Genomic DNA, 23,558 nt, shown 5'->3' on the forward strand with positions numbered 1-23,558 from the left:
GGTTAAGCCGTTATTTGGCAGTCGGCATGACAAATTCTGCGCCGGCGTCAATGGAGTCGGACCAGCGTTGCATGATGGATTTCTGGCGTGTGTAGAACTTCACGCCTTCTTCACCATAGGCGTGGGTATCGCCGAACAGCGAGCGCTTCCAGCCACCGAAACCGTGCCAGGCCATGGGAACCGGAATCGGAACGTTAATGCCCACCATGCCCACCTGGATGCGACGGCCGAATTCCCGGGCCACGGTGCCGCTTTCGGTGAAGCAGCTGACGCCGTTGCCGAATTCATGGTCGTTGATCAGTCGGATGGCGGTGGCGATATCCGGAACCCGCACACAGGCCAGTACCGGGCCAAAAATCTCTTCCCGGTAAATGGTCATCTCCGGGGTTACGTGATCGAACAGCGAGCCGCCCATCCAGAAACCGTCTTCACAGCCTTCGCCGGTGCCTGAGGCGTCAAACTCACGGCCATCAACCACCAGTTCAGCACCCTCGGCCACACCCTTGTCAATGTAGCCGGTAATGCGCTGATGTGCGGCGGCCGTGACGATGGGGCCCATCTCGGCGTCGAGCTGCTCGCCGTTTTTCACTTTCAGTGTGCGGGCCCGTTCAGCCAACTGCGGCATGATCTTGTCGGCCACATCGCCAACCAGCACAGCCACGCTGATGGCCATGCAGCGCTCACCGGCACTGCCGTAGGCAGCGCCGATCAGGGCGTCTACTGCCTTGTCCAGGTCAGCGTCGGGCATCACCACCATGTGGTTCTTGGCGCCACCAAGGGCCTGGATACGCTTGCCGTGTTTCGCGCCTTTCTCGTAGAGAAGGTTGGCTATCGGGGTGGAGCCAACAAAGCTCAGCGCCTGAACATTGGGGTGCTCGATCAGTGCTTCTACCGCTTCCTTGTCGCCCTGGACAACGTTAAACACGCCGTCGGGCAGCCCCGCCTGGCGGAGCAGGTCGGCAATCATCAGTGAGGCGCTGGGGTCCAGCGGGCTCGGCTTCAGTACAAAGGTGTTGCCCGCCGCGATGGCGACCGGAAACATCCACATGGGCACCATGACCGGGAAGTTGAACGGCGTGACCCCGGCCACCACGCCCAAGGGCTGCCGCATGGTCCAGTTGTCGATGCCGGTGCTGACCTGCTCGGTGTAATCCCCTTTCAGCAACTGAGGAATGCCGCAGGCGAATTCCACGATGTCGATGCCGCGGGCTACTTCGCCCTGGGCATCGGTGAAGACCTTGCCATGCTCGGCAGTGATGGCCCGGGCCAGGTCATCCTTGTGCCGGTTCAGCAGTTCCAGGAATTTGAACATCACCCGTGCGCGGCGGATCGGCGGGGTATCGGCCCACGCCGGGAAGGCCGCATCGGCCGCCGCGACGGCGGCATCCACATCCGCACGATTGGCAAGGGCAACCTGACCGGTGATCTGGCCAGTGGCCGGATTGGACACGTCCTGGGACTGGCTGGACGTGCCTGCAGATATTTCGCCATTGATATAATGTTGGATGGTTGCCGTGGTCATGGTTGCCTCTGTATTTTTCGCGTGAAACCATTTGGAAGTGCCAGAAAATGGGCTCTGTCCGGATTCTTGTCGATATTGGTGGAATTTTAACCATAAGGCTAGAGTGGATCAGGGGCTAAAGCAATTGAGATTTCTAAAAGCGTGATATAAGTTATTCTTATATTAACTTGGTGCCAATGAGGCGTTCTATGCATCCCCTCCAGAGCCTGCGGGCTTTCGTTATGGTTGCTCGGGAAGGAAGTGTCTCCCGCGCTGCGGCCCGCCTTCACCTGACACAGCCGGCGGTAAGCCTGAAACTCAAGCAACTGCAGGATGAGCTGGACCTGAAGTTGTTCCTGCGCAAACCCCAGGGTCTGGTTCTCACACCAGACGGCCAAGCCCTGCTGCCTTCGGCAGAAAAAGCACTGGCAACCATGTCGGCGTTCGAACAGAGCGCCCGGGCATTGCACTGCACCCTGCGAGGACGACTCAGGATCGGCACCATTGTCGACCCCGAATTCATTCGCCTGGGCGCATTCCTGCACCGGCTGGTGGAGCGCGCGCCCCAACTGGAAACGGAACTGCGGCAGGGGATGAGTGGCAGTGTTCTGGAGCAGGTCCGGGATGGCCGGCTGGACGTGGGGTTTTTCCTGGCCCCGCCCGGAGCCGGCCCGGGTATGCTGGCACCTGAAGTCGCCCATCGGGAGCTGACCGGCTTTCACTATTATGTCATTGCTCCGGCAGGCTGGGGGCAACGGATTGTGTCGAACGAATGGCCCGAGCTGGCCGCCATGCCCTGGATCGTCACACCCGAGAACTCCGTTCATCACCGGTTGCTCAAGGGCATCCTGGATCCGCTGGGCCTGACGCCCCACGGTGTCGCCCAGGTTGACCAGGAGGCCTGCATGCTGGACCTGGTCCGGGCCGGAGTAGGCCTCAGCCTCGCCAGGGACGCACTGGCCATGGCCGAGCGCCAGGAAAGGGGCCTGGTGGTCGTGGAAGGGGTTCAGCTGCCCTGTGCCCTGAGTTTCATCTGGCATCGCGATCGGCGGGATGAACCGCTGATAGCCGAGGCGCTGGAGGCTCTGGCAGGAGTCTGGGGCCTAAGTGGAACAACAGCTTAAGGTGGAGCGACTGCTTAACTTGTAGGCTGTTTGACGGCATACTCAGCATAACGCGGCTGGGCGTCGGAGGCCTTCCCCGGGATTGTGTGAAGCCATGGAAGGCTTCACTCAAGCGCACATGGATGTGCTCGTAGCGTATCCCGGGGAAGGCCTCCGACGTCCGGCCAGACTCCCAAGCAAGAAGTATGGAACCGCAGAATGTGGCTATCAATCCTGGCCGTAAGCGCCGGAGCCGTCATAGGCGCTAACCTGAGATGGGCCCTGGGCCTCTGGCTCAACAGCAGTTATCACGCTATCCCCTACGGCACCCTGGTGGCAAACCTCTCGGGCGGCTGGCTCGTCGGCCTGCTGATGGGCTATTTCGTACACGGCAGCTCCCTCGCACCCGAATGGCGATTGTTCGCCATTACCGGCCTTTGTGGCGCCCTTACCACCTTCTCTACCTTCTCCCTGGAAATGTTCTCCGCCATCCAGGAAGGCAAATGGAGCATGGCCCTGGCCGGCATATTGGCCCATGTTGTTGGCTCTATCCTTATGACTGCACTAGGAATTTACACCTTTGGCCTGGTCCGCGGATGATGGGTATCACTACTTATGCAATAAATTCAAAATAGGGTTGGCAATTCTGGTAACAAAGAGTAAAGTTATTTTCGTAGGAAAGATTCAGCAAAGCTTTCATGAATAGAACGTATCTCCGCAGTTAGTAGTGACCGTCCTGTTTTTGATTCCGCGAGTTCTGTATTTCCGTAAACGCTGATCGGGCATCATGACGATGGCCTGGCGGCAAGATAAAATGATTGATTTCAGGAATGTTTAAGTATGTCTACTACTACCGGTACTGTTAAGTTCTTCAACGAAGCTAAAGGTTTTGGCTTTATCACTCGTGAAGGCGGCCCGGACGTATTCGTTCACTACAGCGCAATTCAGGGCAGCGGTTTCAAGACTCTGGCAGAAGGCCAGCAGGTCGAGTTCACCGTTACCCAGGGCCAGAAAGGTCCTCAGGCGGAAAACGTAACTGCTATCTAACCGATAGTCGTTATCGCCAGAAAGGCAGCTTCGGCTGCCTTTTTTTGTGCCCGGATTTTGTGATTTCTGCCCGAATGTGACATCTTTTATACCCTGCCGTTTGCGATAGCCGCGTCGTTATCTTGCCCAGGGGCCCACATGTTGAAAATCCTGAAAGCTGTCTGGATACTGTTCTGGGCCGCACTGCTCACACTGATTCTTTTCCTGCCCATCGTCATTGCTGCCCTGGCGGGCCGAAGTGGCAATGCCGCTTTTTTCGGCACTCAGGTCTATGCCTGGTGCATCCTCAAACTGACAGGCATTCGCCTGCGGATTTCCGGGCGCGAAAACATCGACCCGACCGAGCGCTACGTTATCCTCAGCAATCATGCTTCCTACTATGATCCACCGGCCCTGGTTCTGGCGCTCGGGCTGCAGTTCCGCTGGGTAATCAAGAAGGAACTGAGAAAGGTGCCGCTGTTTGGCCTGGCACTGGAAACCTCGCGCAACCTGTTTATCGACCGATCCAGAGGCAGCGATGCGCTGGAGAGTATCAAGCGGGGCGTGGCGCAACTGCCGGAGGGTACCAGTATTCTGATATTCCCCGAGGGCACCCGGTCCTGGGACGGCAAGTTGCTGCCTTTCAAGAAAGGCGGGTTTGTAATCGCCCGCGATGGGAAGTTACCTATTCTGCCGGTGACGATACGGGGTTCCCACGAACGTTTACCCAAAGGTACAGCGGCGTTCTCGCCGGGAATTATAGAGATCATCATTCACCCCCCGGTCGCGACTGCCGGGCGTGAGGTAGAAAACGTACGGGAAGAAGTAAAGGGCACCATAGCTGGTGCCCTCTGACGCGTCAGTCTTTGAAAACTTCGTCGTAGAGCCGCATGGTGCCGCTCCAGGAACGGTTGGCAGCATCCTCATTATAGGCAATAGGCATATTGAACTCCTCGGCGACCTTGTCCGCGCCGGGGTTAGTGAAGGAGTGCATTACGCCCGGGAAGCTGACCAGGGTCAGGTCGGCTTCCGCGTCCTGCATTTCCTTCACCAGGCCAGCCACCTGATCTGATGGCACCATCTGGTCCGCGCCACCGGTGTAGACGTGAATCCGGGGCTGGACCTTGCCGGCTTCGGCTTTTATCGGGCTGCCCAGGGCGCCGTGGTAGCTGACTGCGGCGTCGAGGTCTACGCCCAGGCGGGCCATATTCAGCACGACGGCGCCGCCGAAACAGTACCCCTGGGCCGCAATCTTGCTGCCGTCGACGCTGTCGTGCTGTTGCAGCAATTCCTTGGCGGCCATAAACCGGGCCTTCACCTGATCCATGTCTTTGGTGGCTTCCTTCATGAATTGCTGGGCATCCTCAGGATGTTCCGCCAGTTTTCCCGAACCGTACATGTCCAGGGCGAATGCGGTGTAGCCAGCCGCGGCAAGCTTCTCAGCCTGCTCCCTGGCAAATTCGTTATGTCCCCACCATTCATGGACCACGAGAACACCGGGGCGTTTGCCGTCGGCTTCGTCGTCATAGGCCATGTAGCCGGTGAAGGTCTCACCATTGACTTCATATTCCACGGTTTCTGTCTGCATTTCTGCTGATACCTGCCCACTGTTCAGGGTGAGTGCTACGGCCAGGGAAAGCGCCGCGGGCTTCGAGAAGGAGGATGCCACTGGGGCATGCTTGTGTTTATTCATAGGTTCCTGCTCCATTTGGGTCGATTGTCTGGCTGGTCCGGTGTTTTACGCCGGAATCCATTGAACCGATGCAATCAATTGCTACTGCCGGTGTCAGACCTTTTTACTACACTTTAGCGGATGACACATTGTTTACTCCATGGATTCAAGGGGCAGCGGATGAAGATCGGTGTACCGAAGGAAATCAAGAATCATGAATACCGGGTAGGAATGACGCCTGCGGCCGTGCATGAACTATGCGAACATGGCCACAGCGTTTATGTTCAGGCTGGCGCAGGTTCGGCGATCGGATTCAGCAACGAGGATTACCAGAAAGCGGGTGCGGAGATACTGGACGATGGTCCGGCCGTGTATGCCGCTGCAGAGATGATCGTAAAGGTCAAGGAGCCCCAGGCCAATGAAAGAGCGTTGCTGACGCCGGGCCACACCCTGTTTACCTATCTGCACCTGGCGCCGGACCAGGCCCAGACGGACGACCTGGTGAAGTCCGGTGCCACCTGCATCGCCTATGAAACGGTGACTGACAGCCATGGGCGACTGCCGTTGCTGGCGCCCATGTCGGAAGTGGCGGGGCGAATGTCGATTCAGGCCGGTGCCCATTGCCTGGAGAAATCCATGGGGGGCCGCGGTGTGCTGCTGGGTGGTGTGCCCGGAGTCAGCCCGGCACGGGTGACGGTGATTGGCGGCGGCGTGGTCGGGCAGAATGCGGTGGCCATGGCTATCGGGCTGGGGGCCCAGGTGACCGTGCTGGACCGGAACATGGACGTACTGAGAAACCTCGACCATCTTTACGGCAACCGCATCAGCACCCTGTTTTCCACGGCCGCAACCCTGGATGAGGCAGTGACCGAATCGGACCTGGTGATTGGCGGTGTGCTGATTCCGGGAGCGTCTGCGCCCAAACTGGTCAGTCGTGATATGGTCAGCCGCATGCCGGAGGGCAGTGTTATCGTGGATGTGGCCATTGATCAGGGCGGTTGTACCGAAACCTCCAGGCCCACGACACACGATGCCCCGACCTATGTGGTGGATGGTGTGGTGCATTATTGCGTAGCCAATATGCCGGGCGCCGTTGCCAGAACCTCTACACTGGCGTTGAATAATGTAACCTTGCCGTTTATTGCCGCCCTGGCTAACAAGGGCCCTGAGCAGGCGATAAAAGACGACCACCACTTGCGCAATGGCCTGAATGTCTATCAGGGCAGGGTGACCTATCGCGAGGTGGCGGAGGCCACCGGCTACGAGTTTGCCGACCCCGAAGCGCTGCTCGGTCAGTAACTCCATTCCAATCCAACGAGGAGATTTCATGAAACTGATTGGCTCTACCACATCCCCCTACGTCCGTCGTATCCGGCTGCTGCTGGCTGACAATGACTATGAGTTCGTGAATCTCGACATTTATGGCGAGGGCAGGGACGAGCTCAGGCGCAACAACCCGGCGTTGAAAATTCCCATGCTGATTGACGGTGACCAGGAGGTTTACGATTCCAGAGTGATTGCCCGCTACATCAGTGAAAAACAGGGCCTTGCCCCGTTGACCTGGGATCAGGAGAACCAGCTGACGCTGATCGATGCCGCCAACGATTCGGCCGTTATCCTGCTGCTGGCGTCCCGGTCGGGCATCGACACCAGCGAGAACCTGATGTTTTTCAACCTCCAGCGTGAACGCATCATGACGACGATGCGAACCCTGGCAGCCATGGTTGATGATGGCCAGTTCACCCAGTGGAACTACCCGGCCATTTGCCTGTACAGCCTGGTGGATTGGGTGGATTTCCGGGACCTGGTGGATTTTACCGGTGTTGAAAGCCTGATCAGCTTCCGGAATCACCATCGCAACGATGAATGGGTTGGCGCCACGGACCCGAGAAAATCGTAACGCTTTCGCAGGCCGGGCCCCGCCTGGCCTGCTTTCCCGCCTGAAAAATTAAGTTAAAATTAAGTTCCCCTCAAGGTTGCAGAACCTATCTGCCAAAATTATCTTGGTCATTACTTAATCATTTAAGTTCGTGTGCATTCAAAGTGCAGCCGGCAAATATGATTGAGAAACGACGATAGCTTGGGGCGCATGTGAAGCCTCTGATTCATTAACATTGTGGTAGCCGTTACAAACGCGGGAGTTTTTTATCACATAACTTAATGCATTAAGTTCCAGCTCAAAGCTGTATGGACATCAGACCTTACAAAAACAAGATGAGGTTCCAACAATGAGTTTTCGCATTTCATCGTGCCACCGCCCAGTGGCAACGGCAGCAACCGTGGCCGTATTCGCAGGCCTTTCCGTTGGCGTACAGGCCCAGGAGAGCGTGGAAGACCGCCTCTTGGCTCTGGAGCAACAGCTGGCGGACGTCGAACCCCATGCCCGGGGCGACGAAGGTTTTTCCTTCAACACCTACGCCCGTTCCGGCCTTCTTCTCAACGGTGATGGCAAGAGTGCGCCTGGCGGCCCTTACCTGACACCGGCCGGTTCGGTAGGCGGCGCCGTTGGCCGGTTGGGCAACGAGCCGGACACCTACCTGGAAGCCATCCTTAACTACAAGAGCGTGGCTGAGAATGGCACAAAGGCCCATTACCGCCTGATGCTTGCCGATTCCACCACCTCCAGTAACGACTGGACGTCGGACGATGGCGCCCTGAACGTGCGCCAGGCCTATGTGGAGTTCAGCAATCTGGCTGGTTTTACCGGCATCTTCGAGGATGCGTCCATCTGGGCCGGTAAGCGCTTCGACCGGGACAACTTCGACATCCATTGGCTCGACAGCGACTTTGTGTTCCTTGCGGGCACCGGTGCCGGTCTCTACGACGTCACCTTCAGCGACTCGGTGACGTCCAATTTCTCACTCTACGGCCGCAGCTTCCTGGATTTTCCCTCCGACCCCGACACCACTGATGGCACCTCGGACACAGACAACCTGATCCTCACCGCCAACAACTACTTCGGCAACGTGCAGTGGATGATCAATGGCATGTCCGCCGCGGATAACGATGAGCGAGTGGTTGGTGGATTGACCGAAGCGGCCGACACCGGTGTGAACACCATGCTGGCCTACCACGGCGACAGCTTCTTCGGACTGTCCGACGGTAATTTCAAGGTGGCACTGCTACACGGCCAGGGCCTGGGGGCGGAGGTCAAGAACATCGGCGCCGATGGCAACCTGCATGAAGATGCCGCCAGTACCCGTGTCGCTGTTTACGGCACCACCCGTCTGAGTGATACCTGGCGTCTTGCCCCGATGATCATGGCGGAAACCAGCACGGACCGTTATGTGGAAGGAGACGACTATCAATGGCTGACCTTCAACACGCGGCTGGCCAATGAGCTGGGCGCCAACTTTGAAATGCAGTACGAGGCTTCCTGGCAGATGATGGATTTGCAAACCGAAGGCTACGAGGGGCGCAGTGATGTCGATGGTGACTACGCCCGCTTTACCATTGCACCGACCTTCAAACCGCAGGTGGGGGGATTCTGGAACCGCCCCGAAATCCGTGTTTTTGCCAGCTATTCTACCTGGGACGACGAGCTCAACCGTTATGACGGCGGCGATGCCCTCGGCCAGGAAGACTTTGGCGGCAGCCAGTGGACCTTCGGTACCCAGATGGAAATCTGGTTCTGATACTGACAACAACAAGATGAGGTAAGCACCATGTTCAGATCCAATGGATTTCAGTGGATTCTAGGCGGCCTGGCCGTCAGCATGCTGGCCGGTGGCCTGCAGGCCAAGACCATCACCATCTCCTGTGGTGCCGTCGGAGCAGAGAAGCAGCTTTGTGAGGAGGGCACCCGGGCGTGGTCGGAGAAATCCGGCCATGAGGTCAAGGTGGTGTCCACGCCGAATTCGGCCACCGAGCGCCTGTCGCTCTACCAGCAGCTGTTCGCCGCCCGTTCCGGCGATGTGGACGTGTTCCAGATCGACGTGGTCTGGCCCGGCATGCTGGCCAGTCACCTGGTGGACCTGACGGAGTACACCGACGGCGCGGAAAGCGCGCACTTTGAAGCACTGGTAAAAAACAACACCGTGGATGGCAGCCTGGTTGCCATGCCCTGGTTTACTGACGCCGGTGTTCTGTACTACCGCAAGGACTTGCTGGAAAAGTACGACATGGAGGTACCGGAAACCTGGCAGCAGCTGACCGATACCGCCACAACCGTGATGGCGGAAGAGCGGGAAGCCGGCAATGACCGTTTCTGGGGTTACGTCTGGCAGGGCCGGGCATACGAGGGCCTGACCTGTAACGCCCTGGAATGGGTTGCCAGCTTTAACGGAGGCACCATCGTTGATGCAAACGGTGACGTGACCATCAATAATGAACAGGCGGCCGAGGCTCTGTCACTGGCCAGCACCTGGATTGATGGCATCTCTCCCCGCAGCGTATTGAATTACACCGAGGAAGAAGCCAGGGGTGTGTTCCAGTCCGGCAATGCCCTGTTCATGCGCAACTGGCCTTACGCCTGGAGCCTGGCCCAGAATGAGGACAGTCCGGTCAGGAACAAGGTTGGCGTTTCGGCGCTGCCACGGGGTGGCGACGATGGTCGGCACGCCGGCACCCTGGGTGGCTGGCAACTGGCCGTGTCGAAATACTCGGATAACGTGGACGAGGCAGCCGATCTGGTGAGGTTTCTGACCAGTTATGAGGAACAGAAGCGCCGCGCTATCGAAGGCAGTTATAACCCCACCATCCCTGATCTGTACCGTGATGAGGAAGTGCTCTCGGCGGTGCCGTTCTTCGGTGAGCTGTTCGAAACCTTCAAGAATGGTGTGCCACGCCCGTCCTCGGCGACCGGCGACCAGTATAACCGTGTCAGCAATGCCTTCTTCAATGCCGCCCACGAGGTGCTTGCGGGCAAGGCGGAGCCTGAACAGGCACTGAGCGAGCTTGATGCTCAACTGAAGCGGCTCGGACGTCGCGGCTGGTAATGACCATGGCTGATCCGACCGTCACCTCAGCAAACGCGGACGCGGGCGAGCAGTCACTCGCCCGGCCCGCTCCCCCTAAACACCGGCACAACACAGTGCATCGTCAGCGCCTCCGTGCGGCCTGGATGTTCCTGATACCGATGCTGGTGGTACTGGCGGCGGTAGCCGGCTGGCCCCTGATGCGTACCATCTGGTTCAGCTTTACCGACGCCAGTTTCTCGGATATCAGCACCTACAGCATGATCGGGTTCGAAAATTACCTGGTGTACGACAATGGTGCCTGGTATGGCGTGCTGGCGGACCCGAGCTGGTGGCGTGCGGTCTGGAATACGCTGTTCTTCACGGTGGTTTCCGTGGGGGCTGAAACGGTGTTGGGGCTGATCATCGCCCTGACCCTGAATGCCCAGTTCCGGGGCCGCGGACTTATCCGGGCAGCGACCCTGATCCCCTGGGCCATTCCCACCATTGTGTCGGCAAAGATGTGGGGCTGGATGCTCCATGACCAGTTCGGGATTATCAATGACCTGTTGATGACCCTGGGCATCATTGCCGAACCCTTGAACTGGACGGCCAACTCGGACCTGTCCATGTGGGCGGTGATTATGGTGGATGTGTGGAAAACCACGCCTTTTATGGCGCTGCTGACACTGGCGGCACTGCAGATGCTGCCATCGGACTGCTACGAGGCCGCAAAGGTGGATGGCATCCACCCGGTGCGGGTGTTTTTCCGCGTCACCCTGCCTTTGATCTATCCGGCGCTTATGGTGGCGATCATCTTCCGCGTGCTGGATGCGTTGCGGGTGTTCGACGTGATCTACGTGCTCACCTCCAACAGCGAGGACACCATGTCCATGTCCGTCTATGCCCGCCAGCAGCTGGTGGAATTCCAGGATGTGGGTTACGGCTCGGCAGCATCCACCGTGCTGTTCCTGATCATTGCCCTGCTGACCATTTCCTATCTCTACCTGGGGCGCAAACAGTTCGGAGGTGATGCATGAACCGCAAACTGCTCAGGAAAATAGTGGCGAAAACCGGGTTTGGTCTGCTTCTGGCGGCGATCATGCTGTTCACGGTGTTCCCCTTCTATTACGCGATCCTGACGTCGTTCAAGAGTGGCTCCGAGCTGTTCAACATCAATTACTGGATCACCAGCTTTAATCTTGAGAATTACCAGGCAGTACTGGGGCAGAGTTCGTTTGTATCCAGCATCTGGAATTCGATTCTGGTCGCCACCTCCGCCGTTGCCATTGCCATGGTGTTTGGTCTGACGGCTGCCTATGCCCTTGGGCGGGTGCATTTCCGTGGGCGGGGAACGGTGCTGATGATTGTGCTGGGGGTTTCCATGTTTCCCCAGGTGGCGGTTCTGTCGGGCCTTTTCGAGGTAATCCGGGCGTTCAATCTGTATAACGATCCGCTGTCCCTGGTGTTCTCCTACACCATTTTCACATTGCCATTCACCGTCTGGGTGTTGACCACCTTCATGCGGCAGCTACCAAAAGAACTGGAAGAAGCCGCCATTGTGGATGGCGCTTCGCCACTGGTCACCTTGTTCAAGGTGTTTATACCGTTGATGGGGCCGGCCATGGCCACCACCGGGCTGTTGGCGTTTATTGCCGCCTGGAACGAATTCCTGTTTGCGCTGACCTTCACGCTGACAGACGACCAGCGCACGGTTCCGGTGGCCATCGCCCTGATTACCGGCGGATCCCAGCACGAACTGCCCTGGGGTCACCTGATGGCGGCATCGGTAGTTGTCACCGTGCCACTGGTAGTCCTGGTACTGATTTTTCAACGTCGAATCGTGTCCGGCCTGACGGCAGGCGCGGTCAAAGGTTAACTGAGGAGTTATGTGTATGAGCCAGTCACAGCCCTGGTGGAAGGGTGGCATTATCTACCAGATCTATCCCCGCAGTTTCATGGACAGCAACGGGGACGGCATTGGTGACCTCAAGGGGGCAACCGAAAAGCTGCCCTATGTGGCATCACTGGGTGTAGACGCCATCTGGCTGTCGCCCTTCTTTACCTCGCCGATGAAGGACTTTGGCTACGATGTGTCCGATTACCGGGGCGTTGATCCTCTTTTTGGCACCATGGCGGATTTCCGGGCTCTGGTCAGCGAGGCTCACCGGCTGAATCTGAAAGTCATCATTGACCAGGTGATCAGCCACACCTCCGATGCCCATCCCTGGTTCGAGGAAAGCCGCCGCAGCCGCGACAACCCCAAAGCGGACTGGTTTGTCTGGGCTGATCCCAAGCCGGATGGCACGCCACCCAACAACTGGTTGTCCATCTTCGGCGGCAGCGCCTGGGCCTGGGATACCCGGCGGGGGCAGTATTACCTGCACAATTTCCTGGCGAGTCAGCCGGATCTCAATTTCCATAATCCGGAGGTGCGCCAGGCTCAGCTGGATAACATGCGCTTCTGGCTGGATCTGGGAGCGGACGGTTTCCGGCTGGATACGGTCAACTTCTATTTCCACAACCAGAGCCTGGCGGATAACCCGGCGGTGCCGGCAGGGGAGAACAAGACCTTTGTGGCCCAGGGCATGAACCCCTATACCTACCAGCGCCATGTAAACGACCTGAGCCAGCCGGAAAACATCGGGTTCCTCAACGACCTGAGAGCGCTGATGGATGAGTACCCGGAAACCACCCTGGTGGGTGAGATTGGTGACGACAAGCCTCTGGAGCGAATGGCCGAATATACTGCCGGCAATGACCGCCTGCATATGGCCTATTCTTTTGATTTGTTGTCTGACCGGCATGGCCCGGAGTATGTGCGTGATGTGGTGCGCCGCTACCAGGAAGGGCTGGGGGACGGCTGGCCCTGCTGGGCCCTGAGCAACCATGACGTGGTGCGCGTGGTGTCGCGCTGGGCTGATGGCGGTGAGGATCTGCGGCTGTATCCGCGGGTGTTGATGGCGCTACTACTCTCTTTGCGGGGCAGTGTGTCCATGTACCAGGGCGAGGAACTTGGCCTTCCGGAAGCGTCGGTGCCCTACGAGGAGCTACAGGACCCATACGGAATCAGCTTCTGGCCGGAATTCCGGGGTCGTGACGGGTGCCGCACGCCGATCGTGTGGGAGCCGGTACCAAAGGGCGGATTTACCTCCGGAAAACCCTGGTTGCCGGTGGACCGTGATCACCTGGAGTTCGCCGTCAGCCAACAGGAAGCTGACCCGGGCTCCACGCTTAATGCGGTGCGCAAGCTGATCCACTGGCGCCAGCAGCAGCCTGCGCTGGTTCGGGGTGATATGAGGGTGCTTGATAACACCGGTGATGCCTTGTGCTGGATCCGCGAAGCCAGCGAGCAGTCCTTGCTGGTGGCACTGAACCTGACCGGTGAGGAACTGCGGTTGGCGTTACCCTGCACGATATCCGGGCTGCTTGAGGGCCATGGCTTCCATGGCTATCTGGACGGTAACGAACTTGTGCTGCCGCCATACCAGGCATTTTTCGCAGAAACGTAAAACATCCGGGCCCGGCCCTTGAGCCGGGTCCAACAGAGGAGTCTCCACCATGGCTTGTGTGGAACTGAAAAAAATCAACAAAACCTTTGGCAACATAGAAATTATTCAGTGTGTGGACCTGCGGGTTGAAGACGGTGAGTTCGTGGTATTCGTCGGACCCTCGGGCTGCGGCAAGTCCACGCTGCTACGTCTTATCGCCGGACTGGAGGAGCCCACGGCGGGAGATATCGAGATCGCCGGCGAGGTGGTCACTGACCTGTCCCCGAAGGAGCGTGGCGTGGGCATGGTGTTTCAGTCCTACGCGCTATACCCGCATATGTCGGTGTACGAGAACATTGCCTTCGGGCTGAAACTGGACAAGGCCAACAGGGGCAAGGTCCGGGAGTGGGTGGAGAAAACCGCAGAGATACTCCAGCTCACCAGCCTGCTACAACGCAAGCCCCGTGAATTGTCTGGCGGCCAGCGCCAGCGGGTGGCCATTGGTCGCTCCATGGCCCGGGAACCGCAGATCATGCTGTTCGATGAGCCCCTGTCCAACCTGGACGCCAGCCTGCGTGTGCAAATGCGTACCGAAATTGCGAAGCTGCACGACCGGCTGCAGTCCACCATGATCTATGTCACCCATGATCAGGTGGAGGCCATGACCCTGGCGGACAAGATCGTGGTGCTTAACGGTGGCCATATCGAGCAGGTAGGTACGCCCTATGAGCTTTATGAAACGCCCGCCAGCCTGTTCGTGGCGGGGTTTATCGGCTCCCCGAAAATGAACCTGATGCCTTCCGCCATCAAGGCTACAAGCCCGGGGCGGTCTGTTGATGTTGACGTGTGTGGCATGGGAACGGTGACCGTGGAGCGGGATGCTTCGCACATGGCAGATGGTGCCGCGATGACCGTCGGGCTGAGGCCCGAACACATCCGGCTTTCGCTTTCGGGGCCGGATTCCGGGCTGGAAGTGGTGAACGTGGAGTACCTGGGCAATGAGGCTTATGTGTACCTGGAAATGCCCGGGATGGACGATCTGGTAGTGGTTCGTGAATCTGTTCCCTGTCAGATTCGGCCAGGCCAGAGGGTTGCCCTGGACGCCGAGCCGGAGCGCCTCCATGTTTTCGACGCCGACGGCCACAGTCTGCCACGCGTGGACCCGCGCACCAGGGAAGATTCGGTTCAGCAAGCCGCAACTAACTGACATACGGGCCAGTACGCATGGAAACATCAACCCCGGAAAACCGGCCAAAACGATTGACCGTCAAGCTGATGGCAGAGAAGCTCAATGTCTCCACAGCGACCATCTCGAATGCGTTCAACCGCCCGGATCAACTCTCGGAGGCGCGTCGCCGGTGGATCCTGGAGGAATGCAAGCGCCATGGTTACCTGGGCCCCAATGCCGCTGCACGCAGCCTTCGCACCGGGAGAACGGGGAATGTCGGGGTGATGCTGGCAGACAACCTGGCCTACAGTCTGACCGACCCGGTGGCCAGCGAGTTTCTCCACGGCCTGGCGGAAGTGTTCGATCAGAAGCAGATGAACATGCTGTTGCTGTCCAGCAAGGAAGACGACGAGCATCGAAGCCGGGTGCAGGAAGCGATGGTGGATGGCTTCATCGTGTATGGCTGGCTGAAGAAGGGCCGCACTTACGACCGGCTGTTGCAGCATGGCAAGCAGATGGTTGCCGTGGATTTTGATCTGGAGGGCTGTACCTGGGTCAACATCGACAACTATGAAGGGGCGCGGTGCAGCGCCGAACATGCCCTGAAAACGCCGCCCACCAACGTCGCCATCATGGGCTTGCGGCTGGTGGATACCGATCGGGTCTGCCGCATCCGTGACCATGAGCTGTTCAGCGAATCACGGGCCATTTCCGTGCGCCGGCTGCGGGGCTACCTGGATGCGCTGGAGGCTGCCGGCCATCATGTTTCCTCCGACAGGATCTGGTCCACCCCCACCAACACCCATCAGGACGCCTACCAGGCCGCCCGCGAGGCGCTCACCAGCAACCCGCGCCCGGATCTGATGCTGTGTATGAGTGACCGGATTGCCCTGGCGGCTATTCAGGCAGCGTTGCAAATGGGTCTGAGGGTGCCGGAAGACGTTCGCATCGTCGGCTTTGACGGCATTCCGGAGGGGGCCAACCTGCACCCGTCGCTGACCACGGTTTACCAGCAGAGTGCGGAGAAAGGACGCACCGCCGCGCGGATCTTTCTCGGCGAGAAGGAGGATCGCAACGTATTGTTGCCTACTTGTTTGCTGGTGCGGGAGAGCTGTCCATGACCGATGTACTGTGTTTTGGCGAGGCCCTGATTGATATGCGCGGTGAAGCGGTATCAGGCCGGCAGGTCTATATCCCGCAGCCTGGCGGCGCGCCTGCCAACGTGGCGGTGGGGGTCGCCAGGCTCGGCGGCCGCTCCGGATTCATCGGCCAGGTCGGCGCGGATGTTTTTGGCAGCGACATAGTAAGCGCGCTGGTGGAATACGGTGTGGACGTCTCGCTCACCCGCCGGACCTCCCAAGCCATGACGGCGCTGGCATTCGTCACCCTCGACCAGGATGGTGAGCGCAGTTTTGCCTTTTACCGCACCGGAACCGCCGATCTGCTCTACGAGTCCCGAATGTGCCCGGATGAAGCACTGAAGCGGGCACGTATTGTCCATTTCTGCTCCAACACCCTGACGGCGCCGGCTATCCGGGAGACTACCTTTACAATGATGCGGCGCGCCAGAGAGCATGACTGCCTGGTCAGCTTTGACGTGAACTATCGGCAACCGCTCTGGCCAGCCGATGAAGGGCCGGCACCTCATATCCTGAAAGCGGCCGGTATGGCGGACATCGTCAAGTTCAGCCGCGAGGAGCTGGAGGCGCTGTTCGGGAAAAGCGCCGGGCTGGCCGATGATTTGCTGGCCGAGGCGGTGCAGCTCGTGCTGATATCAGACGGCGCAAACCCGTTGCAGGCCTGTTGCCCGGGGCAGACACTGACCCTGCAACCGCCACAGGTGGAGGCGAAAGATACCACCGCCGCCGGTGATTCCTTTGTTGCCGGCCTGCTGTATGGGCTTGGTACGCAAGCCATTGGAAGCGCAGCCTTCGGTGACTGGCTGGCAGTGCCGGGAAACCTCGAGGCGGCACTGGCATTTGCCGCTCGTTGCGGCGCCTACACGGCCATGCACTACGGTGCATTTGATGCTTTGCCAACGATTGACCGTTTGCAGGATCTCGTGCCGGAAACAGGCAGGGTCTGATCTGTTGAAACCCCCAGAACGTAATTATCCGAGCCAACAACAATTTCAACCCAAGGGGATCGAGCTATGCTTCTGAGTCATGCGTTTGGTCTGTTTACCCGTCCTGATAGTGAGTGGGCAGAAATCCGCAAGGAACATGCGCCCCCCAGAAGACTCTATGTTGCCTACGTACTGGTTCTTGCAGCCATAGCGCCGATCTGTGCGTACATCTCCACGGCGCACTTTGGCTGGACCGTCGGCAGTGACCGACTGATCAAACTGACAGAAATAAGCGCGTTCCAGATGAGTCTGCTCACCTACCTGGCCATGCTGGTGGGTGTGTTTGCCCTGGGATATGCAATCAACTGGATGGCCAGGACTTACGGTGCCGATGAGGAGCCGGTTCCTTCCAACGCCCTTGCACTGGCAGCGTACTCCTGCACGCCGCTGTTCCTGGCCGGGTTCGCTCTGCTGTATCCGGTACCCTGGTTCAATGCTCTCGTCTTTCTGGCAGCGGCCGGCTATGGCGCCTGGCTGATGTACGAAGGCCTGCCCATTGTCATGGGCATCCCCAAAGATCAGGCGGTTATGTATGTCGGTGCACTGCTGACGGTGGCGCTGGTGATTCTGGTCTCCACCCGTGTAGGCTCCGTTATCCTCTGGAACTACGGTTTTGGCCCGGTGTTTGTGCAAGGCTAGAGCGCGAATGGTTGCTGAAAAGGCGAATCAAAGGCCGGCGATCCCGGCCTTTCCGGGCTACTCTTGACCTGAAGCAACCCTTCGGAGCCTGCCTCCGGTTTCAATAGCGGCAGGTATATGGCCAGGGAGTCCGGCAATGTCATCTTCTGAATCCACCCTATCGAAAGCGGGTCAATCTGCAGGTCTCCATGGTGTGCACTGGCAGGCCATGGAAATCGATAAAGCCCGTTCGGAGCTGTCTGTTACCGGGCCATTGTCGGCACAGGAGGTGGCCGAGAGACTGACTGAATATGGTCACAATCGGCTGCCGGAAGCACGTCGCCGTGGCCCTCTTGCCCGCCTTGGCAACCAGCTTAAAAACTTCCTGATCTACGTTCTGATTACCGCCGCGGTAATTACCGCCCTGCTGGGCCATTGGGTGGACACCACGGTAATTATGGCAGTGGTGGTTATCCAGACCCTGGTTGGGTTTATACAGGAAGGCAAGGCCGAACAGGCACTCTCGGCAATTCGGCACATGCTGGCACCCAAGGCCGTTGTGGTTCGCGAAGGAGGGCAGCAGAAGATCGACGCCGCCGACCTGGTGCCCGGTGATACGGTAGTCCTGGAACCCGGTGATCGGGTGCCAGCCGATCTCCGGCTGGAACGTTGCCATAACCTGAAAATCGAAGAGGCGGTGCTGACCGGAGAATCCGAACCGGTCGACAAAACAACCGATGTGCAGCCAGCAGATGCAGTCCTCGGTGATCAGCTCAATATGGCGTTTTCGGGCACCATGGTGGCAACAGGTACCGGCCGTGGGGTGGTCGTCAGGACAGGAGAAAGCACTGAAATCGGCCGGATTTCCGGCTTGTTGCAGGAAACCACTACCCTGAAAACGCCCCTGCTTGAGCAGATTGACCGCTTTGCCCGTTACCTGTCAGTGATCATTATTGTTGCCGGTATCGCGATATTCGGTGGTGGCCTCGCGCTGAGCGGTCTACCGGTTCGTGAGCTGTTCATGGCGGTTGTGGGCCTGACCGTGGCGGCTATTCCCGAGGGGCTGCCGGCGATCCTCACCATAACCCTGGCCATTGGTGTTCGACGGATGGCAACCCGTCACGCGGTTGTGCGCAGAATGCCGGTGATTGAAACCCTGGGTGCGGTATCAGTGATCTGCTCCGACAAAACCGGAACCCTGACCCGCAATGAAATGATGGTGACTGCCGCGGTGGTGGCCGGGAAGCGTCTGGAAATCGAGGGCGAAGGTTACGAGCCGGAGGGGGATATTCGTCACGGCAGTGATGTGGTCTCCGACAGTCCGCTGCTGGATGAATTGGCGAGAGCCGCCGCGCTGTGCAACGACGCCCACCTGGAGCGGCATGAGGGAACAATCCGGATCGCCGGTGACCCCATGGAGGGAGCCCTGAAGGTTTTCGCCCAGAAAGCGGGGTTTCATCCGGAGACAGATGGCCGACAGTGGCCACGGACGGATGAAGTGCCCTTTGACGCTGAATACCGCTTCATGGCGACACTCAACCATGATCATCATCGCCATGGCGTGGTCTACGTAAAGGGGGCCCCTGAACGGATCCTGGAAATGTGCGCCAGCATGGTGACCGACAATGGCGAAACCGCGTCACTGGACCGGGAGGAATGGAGCAATGCGGTTTCCGAACTGGCCTCCGAAGGGCTGCGGGTGCTGGCCCTGGCACGCAGGCCGGCCGAGGCGTCGCAAAATACCCTGGCCGTGGAGGACGTTGAGGACGGGCTGGAACTGCTGGGCCTCGTGGGTCTTCTGGACCCGCCGCGGCAGGAGGCTATCCAGGCCATTCAGGACTGCCATGACGCCGGTATCCGGGTAAAGATGATCACTGGCGACCATGCCATGACCGCCAGTGCCATTGGTGCACGGCTGGGATTGCAGAATACGGCCCCGGTGATCACTGGCAGGGAGCTTGACCAACTGAATGAGGAGGAGCTGAAGCAGGTTGCTGGAGAAGTGGATATCTTTGCCCGTACCAGTCCTGAACACAAGTTGCGACTGGTAGAGGCATTGCAGGCGTTGCATGGCGTAGTGGCCATGACCGGTGACGGCGTGAACGATGCACCCGCCCTCAAGCGTGCCGATGTTGGCATCGCCATGGGAGTAAAAGGCTCCGAGGCCGCCCGGGAGGCAGCTTCGGTGGTGCTGTTGGATGATAACTTTGCCAGTATTGCCGCTGCCGTGCGGGAGGGGCGCACGGTCTATACCAATCTCAAGAAGGGCATTGCCTTTATGCTGCCAATTAATGGTGGCGAGTCCGTCAGCCTGATCACGGCGCTGTTGCTGGGGCTGGCGCTGCCGATTTCGGCGCTGCAGATTCTCTGGGTCAACCTGGTCAGCTCGGTAATCCTGGCAATGACCCTGGCGTTCGAGCCCACCGAACCAGATGTCATGAAGCGGCCTCCTCGGCCAAGAGACGAGTCACTGCTGGCAGGGTTTGTGGTCTGGCGGGTCGCTTTTGTGTCGCTGTTGTTCCTGATCGGCATCTTCGCCGCCTGGTACTGGGCCATGTACCGGTTTGACGATGAATCGGTTGCCCGTACGCTGGCGGTGAACACCCTTGTGGCGATGGAGGTTTTTTACCTGTTCGCCGTGCGCTACCTGGACAGCGCGTCCATAACCCTGAGGGGGGTTCTGGGCACCCCCATTGTATTGATGGCGGTGGGCGCGGTAATTCTGCTGCAATTGCTATTCACCTATTTACCATTGTTTCACCAGACCTTTGCCAGTGCTCCGCTTACCCTTGGGGCGCTGGTCTTTGCGGCCAGTGCCGGGGTGATCGTGCTGGTGGTGCTGGAGCTGGAAACCTGGCTCAGGCGTCGATGGGGCAAGGGCGCCGGGGGCGCCCTCAGTTCTGGCTCCGGGTGACGATGGCGGCATCGCCTCGTCCCTCGACCGCAGCCAGTTCCGCACTGGAGAGCCACTCCCCGGGCGGCCGTTCCAGGATATCTGCGCAGGCGGCCAGGGCATGAGCCCAGGAGCTGCGGTTTGTAAACAGCATGCCTGCCTCGTTCAGAGTGCCACCGCGGTTGATGTACCCCAGGACCCGGGATTTCGACGGCTCCGGGAACAGCGGCGAAAGATGGCCGCGGAATACTTCAGGGCGCATGTGGGTGAGGGCGACTCGACGTATCATCCTCCTGGGGAACAGGCGCTCCTGTTCCAGATCACGAATACACTGCGCCGCTTCCAGGGTATCCCTGGGTTCGCGGAAACGGCCGGGCTCCTGCACATACACCAGCCGGAAGGGGGTGCCGGTTTCCCGCAGCCGCTCGCTGGCACGGATCATTTCGGAAAGCTGGTACGCGCCATTGGCGATCAGCATGACAGGTTCGCCGGGGGAGGTGTCCTCATCCACCACCAGGGCGCCGGTTTTTGCCAGCGCCTGTGCCTCATCCCGATTGAACACCACCGGTCGATCACGCTTCGGTATCACCATGCAGGTCAGTTGTCCCCGCCCCAGGTAGACACCGGGCAGCGCCGCCAGAGTGCTGTTGTAGTCGGCAGGAAAGAGCACACGGCTGACATCGCTCATTTCCCCTAACAGGCTTTCGCAAAAGGTGGTGTCCTGATGGGACTGCTGGTTCTTGCCATTTTCCCAGGTGTGGGAGGTGGCAATGACCGGGAAACCGAGCCAGCGGGCGGGCCTGCCGACTTCCTTCTGCTGGCGGGCAAAGATCAGCGCCTGGCGGATTGCCCCCAGCATTTTCACGCAGAATGCCTCGTAGCTGGCCACCAGGTTCAGCCCTGCCTTGTTGGCCAGACAGGCCGACACTACGGCTTCCTCGTTGAGCGCGGTGATGATCTTCCCGTGCACAGACTCCTGTTCGCTTTCCGGGTCATTTACCCGGTGCTTGAGGGCATTGAGTACACCCTCCAGACGATTACTGGCCAGTTCATCCGGGTTGCCCACGCGCGCCCTTAATTCCGGGTTTGCCTCGACCAGCGCCTTGAAAAAATCGTCCACTGCCAGCATCGGTGAGCCCGAATCATGGGAGGGAGGCAGTATCGGTATGACAGGATCTGGCGGATTGCGTGTCGCCAGCGCGTGGTCCCGTTCCAGAGGACGCTGCTGCTGCCAGTGCTGGTTGAGTTCGCTGACCGCACTGGCCAGTTGTTCGGGTGGAACCCATAGCAAACCGGCATGATGATGGAACAGCTCCCTGGCCCTGGTGTCGATTTTGGGGTTCCCGGGCAGTGGCAGGTTATGGGCGGAATTGCTGCCGGCGCCATAAAATCCGTATCCCTTGGAGGTTTCGGCGATACCGTAGGGAATCGGGACCGGGTAGGGCCGTTCTCCGTTCATCGCCTGCTGACGATAGTCATCCAGTTTTCGCTCCATATTGAACAGGGCGCAAACGAAGGCGGCCGGATCACGGCCATCAAAACGCAGCGGCTCGAAACCGCAATGCGCCAGGTGTTCGCCAAATCGTTCCAGGCCCGCGCGGGTTCCCAGTTCCGTGCGTTGCTCTATCCGTCGGCCATTGGCAATCATGACGGGCAGTACCGAGCCGCAATCTTCTGCCCGCCACCAGCGTGGCACCCAGTCACTGCCGCGCTGTTCTTCTGCGGCGCCATCAGACAGGAAGGCTACCAGTGACTCATCCGGTAGTGGCATGTGGGCGTACTGGAGTTCTGCGAAACCGAGATAGCCACCTTCGATGACACCGCCGGCTGTGTGGGGGCTGACGTGACTGCCCAGGGGGGCCTCCATGCCACCGTCCGGCCTTTGGCGGTAGCTGTAGAAATCGGAAACCAGGCGGGAGAGCCCGTCCTTGCCCTGGTAGCGGTCCTGCTGTTCCGGGTGCAGGTTTCCCGTCAGCACGTTCAGCGCGTCAATCGCGGCGACGCAATGCCCCTGGCCCATCAGCCAGCTTCTGGTCTGGCCGGTCAGGTTGTTCAGCGCCAGGTAGCCGGCATAGGCAGGAACCATGTTCAACGCCCCACCCGTATGGCCCTCGGGGTTGGTTTTGAAGTCATTGGGCTGCAGGGGCTTGCCGCTGGTGTCTACCCGTCTGGTGTAGGTCATGTGCGCCACCAGCCAGAGGCCGGCACTGGCCAGACGATCCAGGCTGGCCAGCTTGCGATAGACGGAGTCGGTGTCGGGTTGAAGCCCTTCAGCAACCAGATCGCTGGCCATTTGCCGGGCCTGGTTGCAGGTGGTTTCGGAGTGCTGGATGACGCCATAGCCCCGCCGCCAGCGCTGGTAATCAGAAACGGCGCGCTCGACGAACTCCGGGTTTTCAGGGGATGACATGACGGGCCTCCATGGCTTCAAGGTATGGAGCGATTATAGAAGCCAGAACCTGAAAAACCGTTGATGCAGATCATTCGGACCTGCATCTTGTTCTACCGTTTGTTCACCTGACTGCTCAAGGGAGGTCAGATGCCGGCCGGTTCAAACCGTTGCTGCAGCCATGACCTGATGTCGTCAGACTCGTACAGCCATTGCTCGTTGCCATCATCCTCCCGAATTAACAGGCAGGGTACCTTCACGCGCCCACCACCGGCAGCAAGGGCCGCACGATGACTGTCGTCATGCTGGGCATCCCGGGTTTCGATGTTCAGCCCCAGGCGAGCCATTTCCTTGCGGACCTTGATGCAGAACGGGCAGGCACTGAACTGGTAAAGCGCCAGGTTTTCGCAGGCGTTATCCACGCGGCCCTGCTCTTCGGGAGACCGCTCGACGCTCTTCGGGGTGCTGAGCTTTTCGCTGATCAACATAAATGGTGTCAGAATCAGGCGAAGGGTGCGGAAAAAATAACGGATGATAAGTCTCATGGACGGGGTAAGGCTCCGGTTAATAAAGGGGTGGGCCGGTGCAGGGCCTCACCAGATACAGGAGCGCGTACAGTATCATTCCGCCGGGTTCCGAGCCAGGCCCGGCGTGCCCTGGGGGCCTGGGTGTGTTGC

The 23,558-nt window shown here is 59.1% G+C and carries 20 protein-coding genes; 16 read left to right on the top strand and 4 right to left on the bottom strand.

The features are described 5' to 3' along the window. Positions 1 to 10 precede the first annotated feature (10 nt). Positions 11 to 1,522 carry a CoA-acylating methylmalonate-semialdehyde dehydrogenase gene (locus QPL94_RS04375; RefSeq protein WP_285355769.1) on the bottom strand — a complete coding sequence of 504 codons (1,512 nt, stop codon included), beginning with the start codon at positions 1,520 to 1,522 and terminating at the stop codon, positions 11 to 13. Positions 1,523 to 1,710: 188 nt separating this feature from the next. Between QPL94_RS04375 and QPL94_RS04380 the strand changes: the two genes are divergently transcribed. The 4 genes from QPL94_RS04380 (at position 1,711) to QPL94_RS04395 (ending at position 4,485) form a co-directional block, all read left to right on the top strand. Next, positions 1,711 to 2,625 (top strand): LysR family transcriptional regulator, encoded by a 915-nt coding sequence (locus QPL94_RS04380; RefSeq protein WP_285355771.1) that lies wholly within the window; start codon positions 1,711 to 1,713, stop codon positions 2,623 to 2,625. Positions 2,626 to 2,823: 198 nt separating this feature from the next. Next, positions 2,824 to 3,204: a fluoride efflux transporter CrcB gene (crcB, locus tag QPL94_RS04385; protein WP_285355773.1), complete on the top strand. Its 381-nt coding sequence runs from the start codon at positions 2,824 to 2,826 to the stop codon at positions 3,202 to 3,204. 240 nt (positions 3,205 to 3,444) lie between these two features. Further along, positions 3,445 to 3,651, top strand: a complete 207-nt coding sequence (locus tag QPL94_RS04390; RefSeq protein WP_007154967.1) for a cold-shock protein — start codon at positions 3,445 to 3,447, stop codon at positions 3,649 to 3,651. Between the two features lie 138 nt (positions 3,652 to 3,789). After that, on the top strand, positions 3,790 to 4,485 hold the full coding sequence (locus QPL94_RS04395; protein ID WP_285355777.1) for a lysophospholipid acyltransferase family protein: 696 nt from the start codon (positions 3,790 to 3,792) through the stop codon (positions 4,483 to 4,485). A 4-nt stretch (positions 4,486 to 4,489) separates the two neighbouring features. On the opposite strand, the gene QPL94_RS04400 is transcribed toward QPL94_RS04395, so the two are convergent. Then, on the bottom strand, positions 4,490 to 5,218 hold the full coding sequence (locus QPL94_RS04400) for a dienelactone hydrolase family protein (protein WP_285357833.1): 729 nt from the start codon (positions 5,216 to 5,218) through the stop codon (positions 4,490 to 4,492). 264 nt (positions 5,219 to 5,482) lie between these two features. Here QPL94_RS04400 and ald point away from each other — a divergent pair, with 264 nt between their 5' ends. From ald to QPL94_RS04460, 12 genes are all read left to right on the top strand, one after another. Beyond that, positions 5,483 to 6,601, top strand: a complete 1,119-nt coding sequence (ald, locus tag QPL94_RS04405; RefSeq protein WP_285355779.1) for an alanine dehydrogenase — start codon at positions 5,483 to 5,485, stop codon at positions 6,599 to 6,601. Positions 6,602 to 6,629: 28 nt separating this feature from the next. Further along, positions 6,630 to 7,202 (top strand): glutathione S-transferase family protein, encoded by a 573-nt coding sequence (locus QPL94_RS04410; RefSeq protein WP_285355781.1) that lies wholly within the window; start codon positions 6,630 to 6,632, stop codon positions 7,200 to 7,202. A gap of 328 nt (positions 7,203 to 7,530) precedes the next feature. Continuing rightward, the gene (locus QPL94_RS04415; RefSeq protein WP_285355782.1) at positions 7,531 to 8,937 is read left to right on the top strand and encodes a carbohydrate porin; all 1,407 of its coding nucleotides are present in this window, start codon (positions 7,531 to 7,533) and stop codon (positions 8,935 to 8,937) included. A 30-nt stretch (positions 8,938 to 8,967) separates the two neighbouring features. After that, positions 8,968 to 10,239 carry an ABC transporter substrate-binding protein gene (locus QPL94_RS04420; protein WP_285355783.1) on the top strand — a complete coding sequence of 424 codons (1,272 nt, stop codon included), beginning with the start codon at positions 8,968 to 8,970 and terminating at the stop codon, positions 10,237 to 10,239. 125 nt (positions 10,240 to 10,364) lie between these two features. Then, positions 10,365 to 11,237: a carbohydrate ABC transporter permease gene (locus tag QPL94_RS04425; RefSeq protein WP_502881533.1), complete on the top strand. Its 873-nt coding sequence runs from the start codon at positions 10,365 to 10,367 to the stop codon at positions 11,235 to 11,237. Positions 11,238 to 11,299: 62 nt separating this feature from the next. Then, a complete protein-coding gene (locus tag QPL94_RS04430) occupies positions 11,300 to 12,076 on the top strand; it encodes a carbohydrate ABC transporter permease (protein WP_502881534.1) in 777 nt (258 codons plus the stop codon). A 16-nt stretch (positions 12,077 to 12,092) separates the two neighbouring features. Continuing rightward, on the top strand, positions 12,093 to 13,709 hold the full coding sequence (locus tag QPL94_RS04435; RefSeq protein WP_285355787.1) for an alpha-amylase family glycosyl hydrolase: 1,617 nt from the start codon (positions 12,093 to 12,095) through the stop codon (positions 13,707 to 13,709). 49 nt (positions 13,710 to 13,758) lie between these two features. Further along, a complete protein-coding gene (locus QPL94_RS04440; RefSeq protein ID WP_285355789.1) occupies positions 13,759 to 14,895 on the top strand; it encodes an ABC transporter ATP-binding protein in 1,137 nt (378 codons plus the stop codon). Between the two features lie 17 nt (positions 14,896 to 14,912). Continuing rightward, positions 14,913 to 15,977 carry a LacI family DNA-binding transcriptional regulator gene (locus QPL94_RS04445; protein WP_285355790.1) on the top strand — a complete coding sequence of 355 codons (1,065 nt, stop codon included), beginning with the start codon at positions 14,913 to 14,915 and terminating at the stop codon, positions 15,975 to 15,977. Continuing rightward, positions 15,974 to 16,942 carry a carbohydrate kinase family protein gene (locus QPL94_RS04450; RefSeq protein WP_285355791.1) on the top strand — a complete coding sequence of 323 codons (969 nt, stop codon included), beginning with the start codon at positions 15,974 to 15,976 and terminating at the stop codon, positions 16,940 to 16,942. The genes QPL94_RS04445 and QPL94_RS04450 overlap by 4 nt, the downstream gene beginning before the upstream one ends. Positions 16,943 to 17,008: 66 nt before the next feature. Further along, complete coding sequence (locus QPL94_RS04455; protein ID WP_285355793.1) at positions 17,009 to 17,620, top strand: Yip1 family protein; 612 nt, start codon at positions 17,009 to 17,011, stop codon at positions 17,618 to 17,620. A gap of 136 nt (positions 17,621 to 17,756) precedes the next feature. Beyond that, the gene (locus QPL94_RS04460) at positions 17,757 to 20,513 is read left to right on the top strand and encodes a cation-translocating P-type ATPase (protein ID WP_502881508.1); all 2,757 of its coding nucleotides are present in this window, start codon (positions 17,757 to 17,759) and stop codon (positions 20,511 to 20,513) included. Here QPL94_RS04460 and QPL94_RS04465 read toward each other — a convergent pair. Both QPL94_RS04465 and QPL94_RS04470 read right to left on the bottom strand, forming a co-directional pair. Further along, positions 20,494 to 22,902, bottom strand: coding sequence for a phosphoketolase family protein (locus QPL94_RS04465; RefSeq protein ID WP_285355794.1), 2,409 nt, complete (start codon positions 22,900 to 22,902; stop codon positions 20,494 to 20,496). The two genes, QPL94_RS04460 and QPL94_RS04465, sit on opposite strands and share 20 nt — an antisense overlap. Positions 22,903 to 23,027: 125 nt before the next feature. Next, a complete protein-coding gene (locus tag QPL94_RS04470; protein WP_285355795.1) occupies positions 23,028 to 23,426 on the bottom strand; it encodes a glutaredoxin family protein in 399 nt (132 codons plus the stop codon). Positions 23,427 to 23,558 lie beyond the last annotated feature (132 nt).

The sequence above is a fragment of the Marinobacter sp. SS13-12 genome (assembly GCF_030227115.1).
In the GTDB taxonomy this organism is placed as follows: domain Bacteria; phylum Pseudomonadota; class Gammaproteobacteria; order Pseudomonadales; family Oleiphilaceae; genus Marinobacter.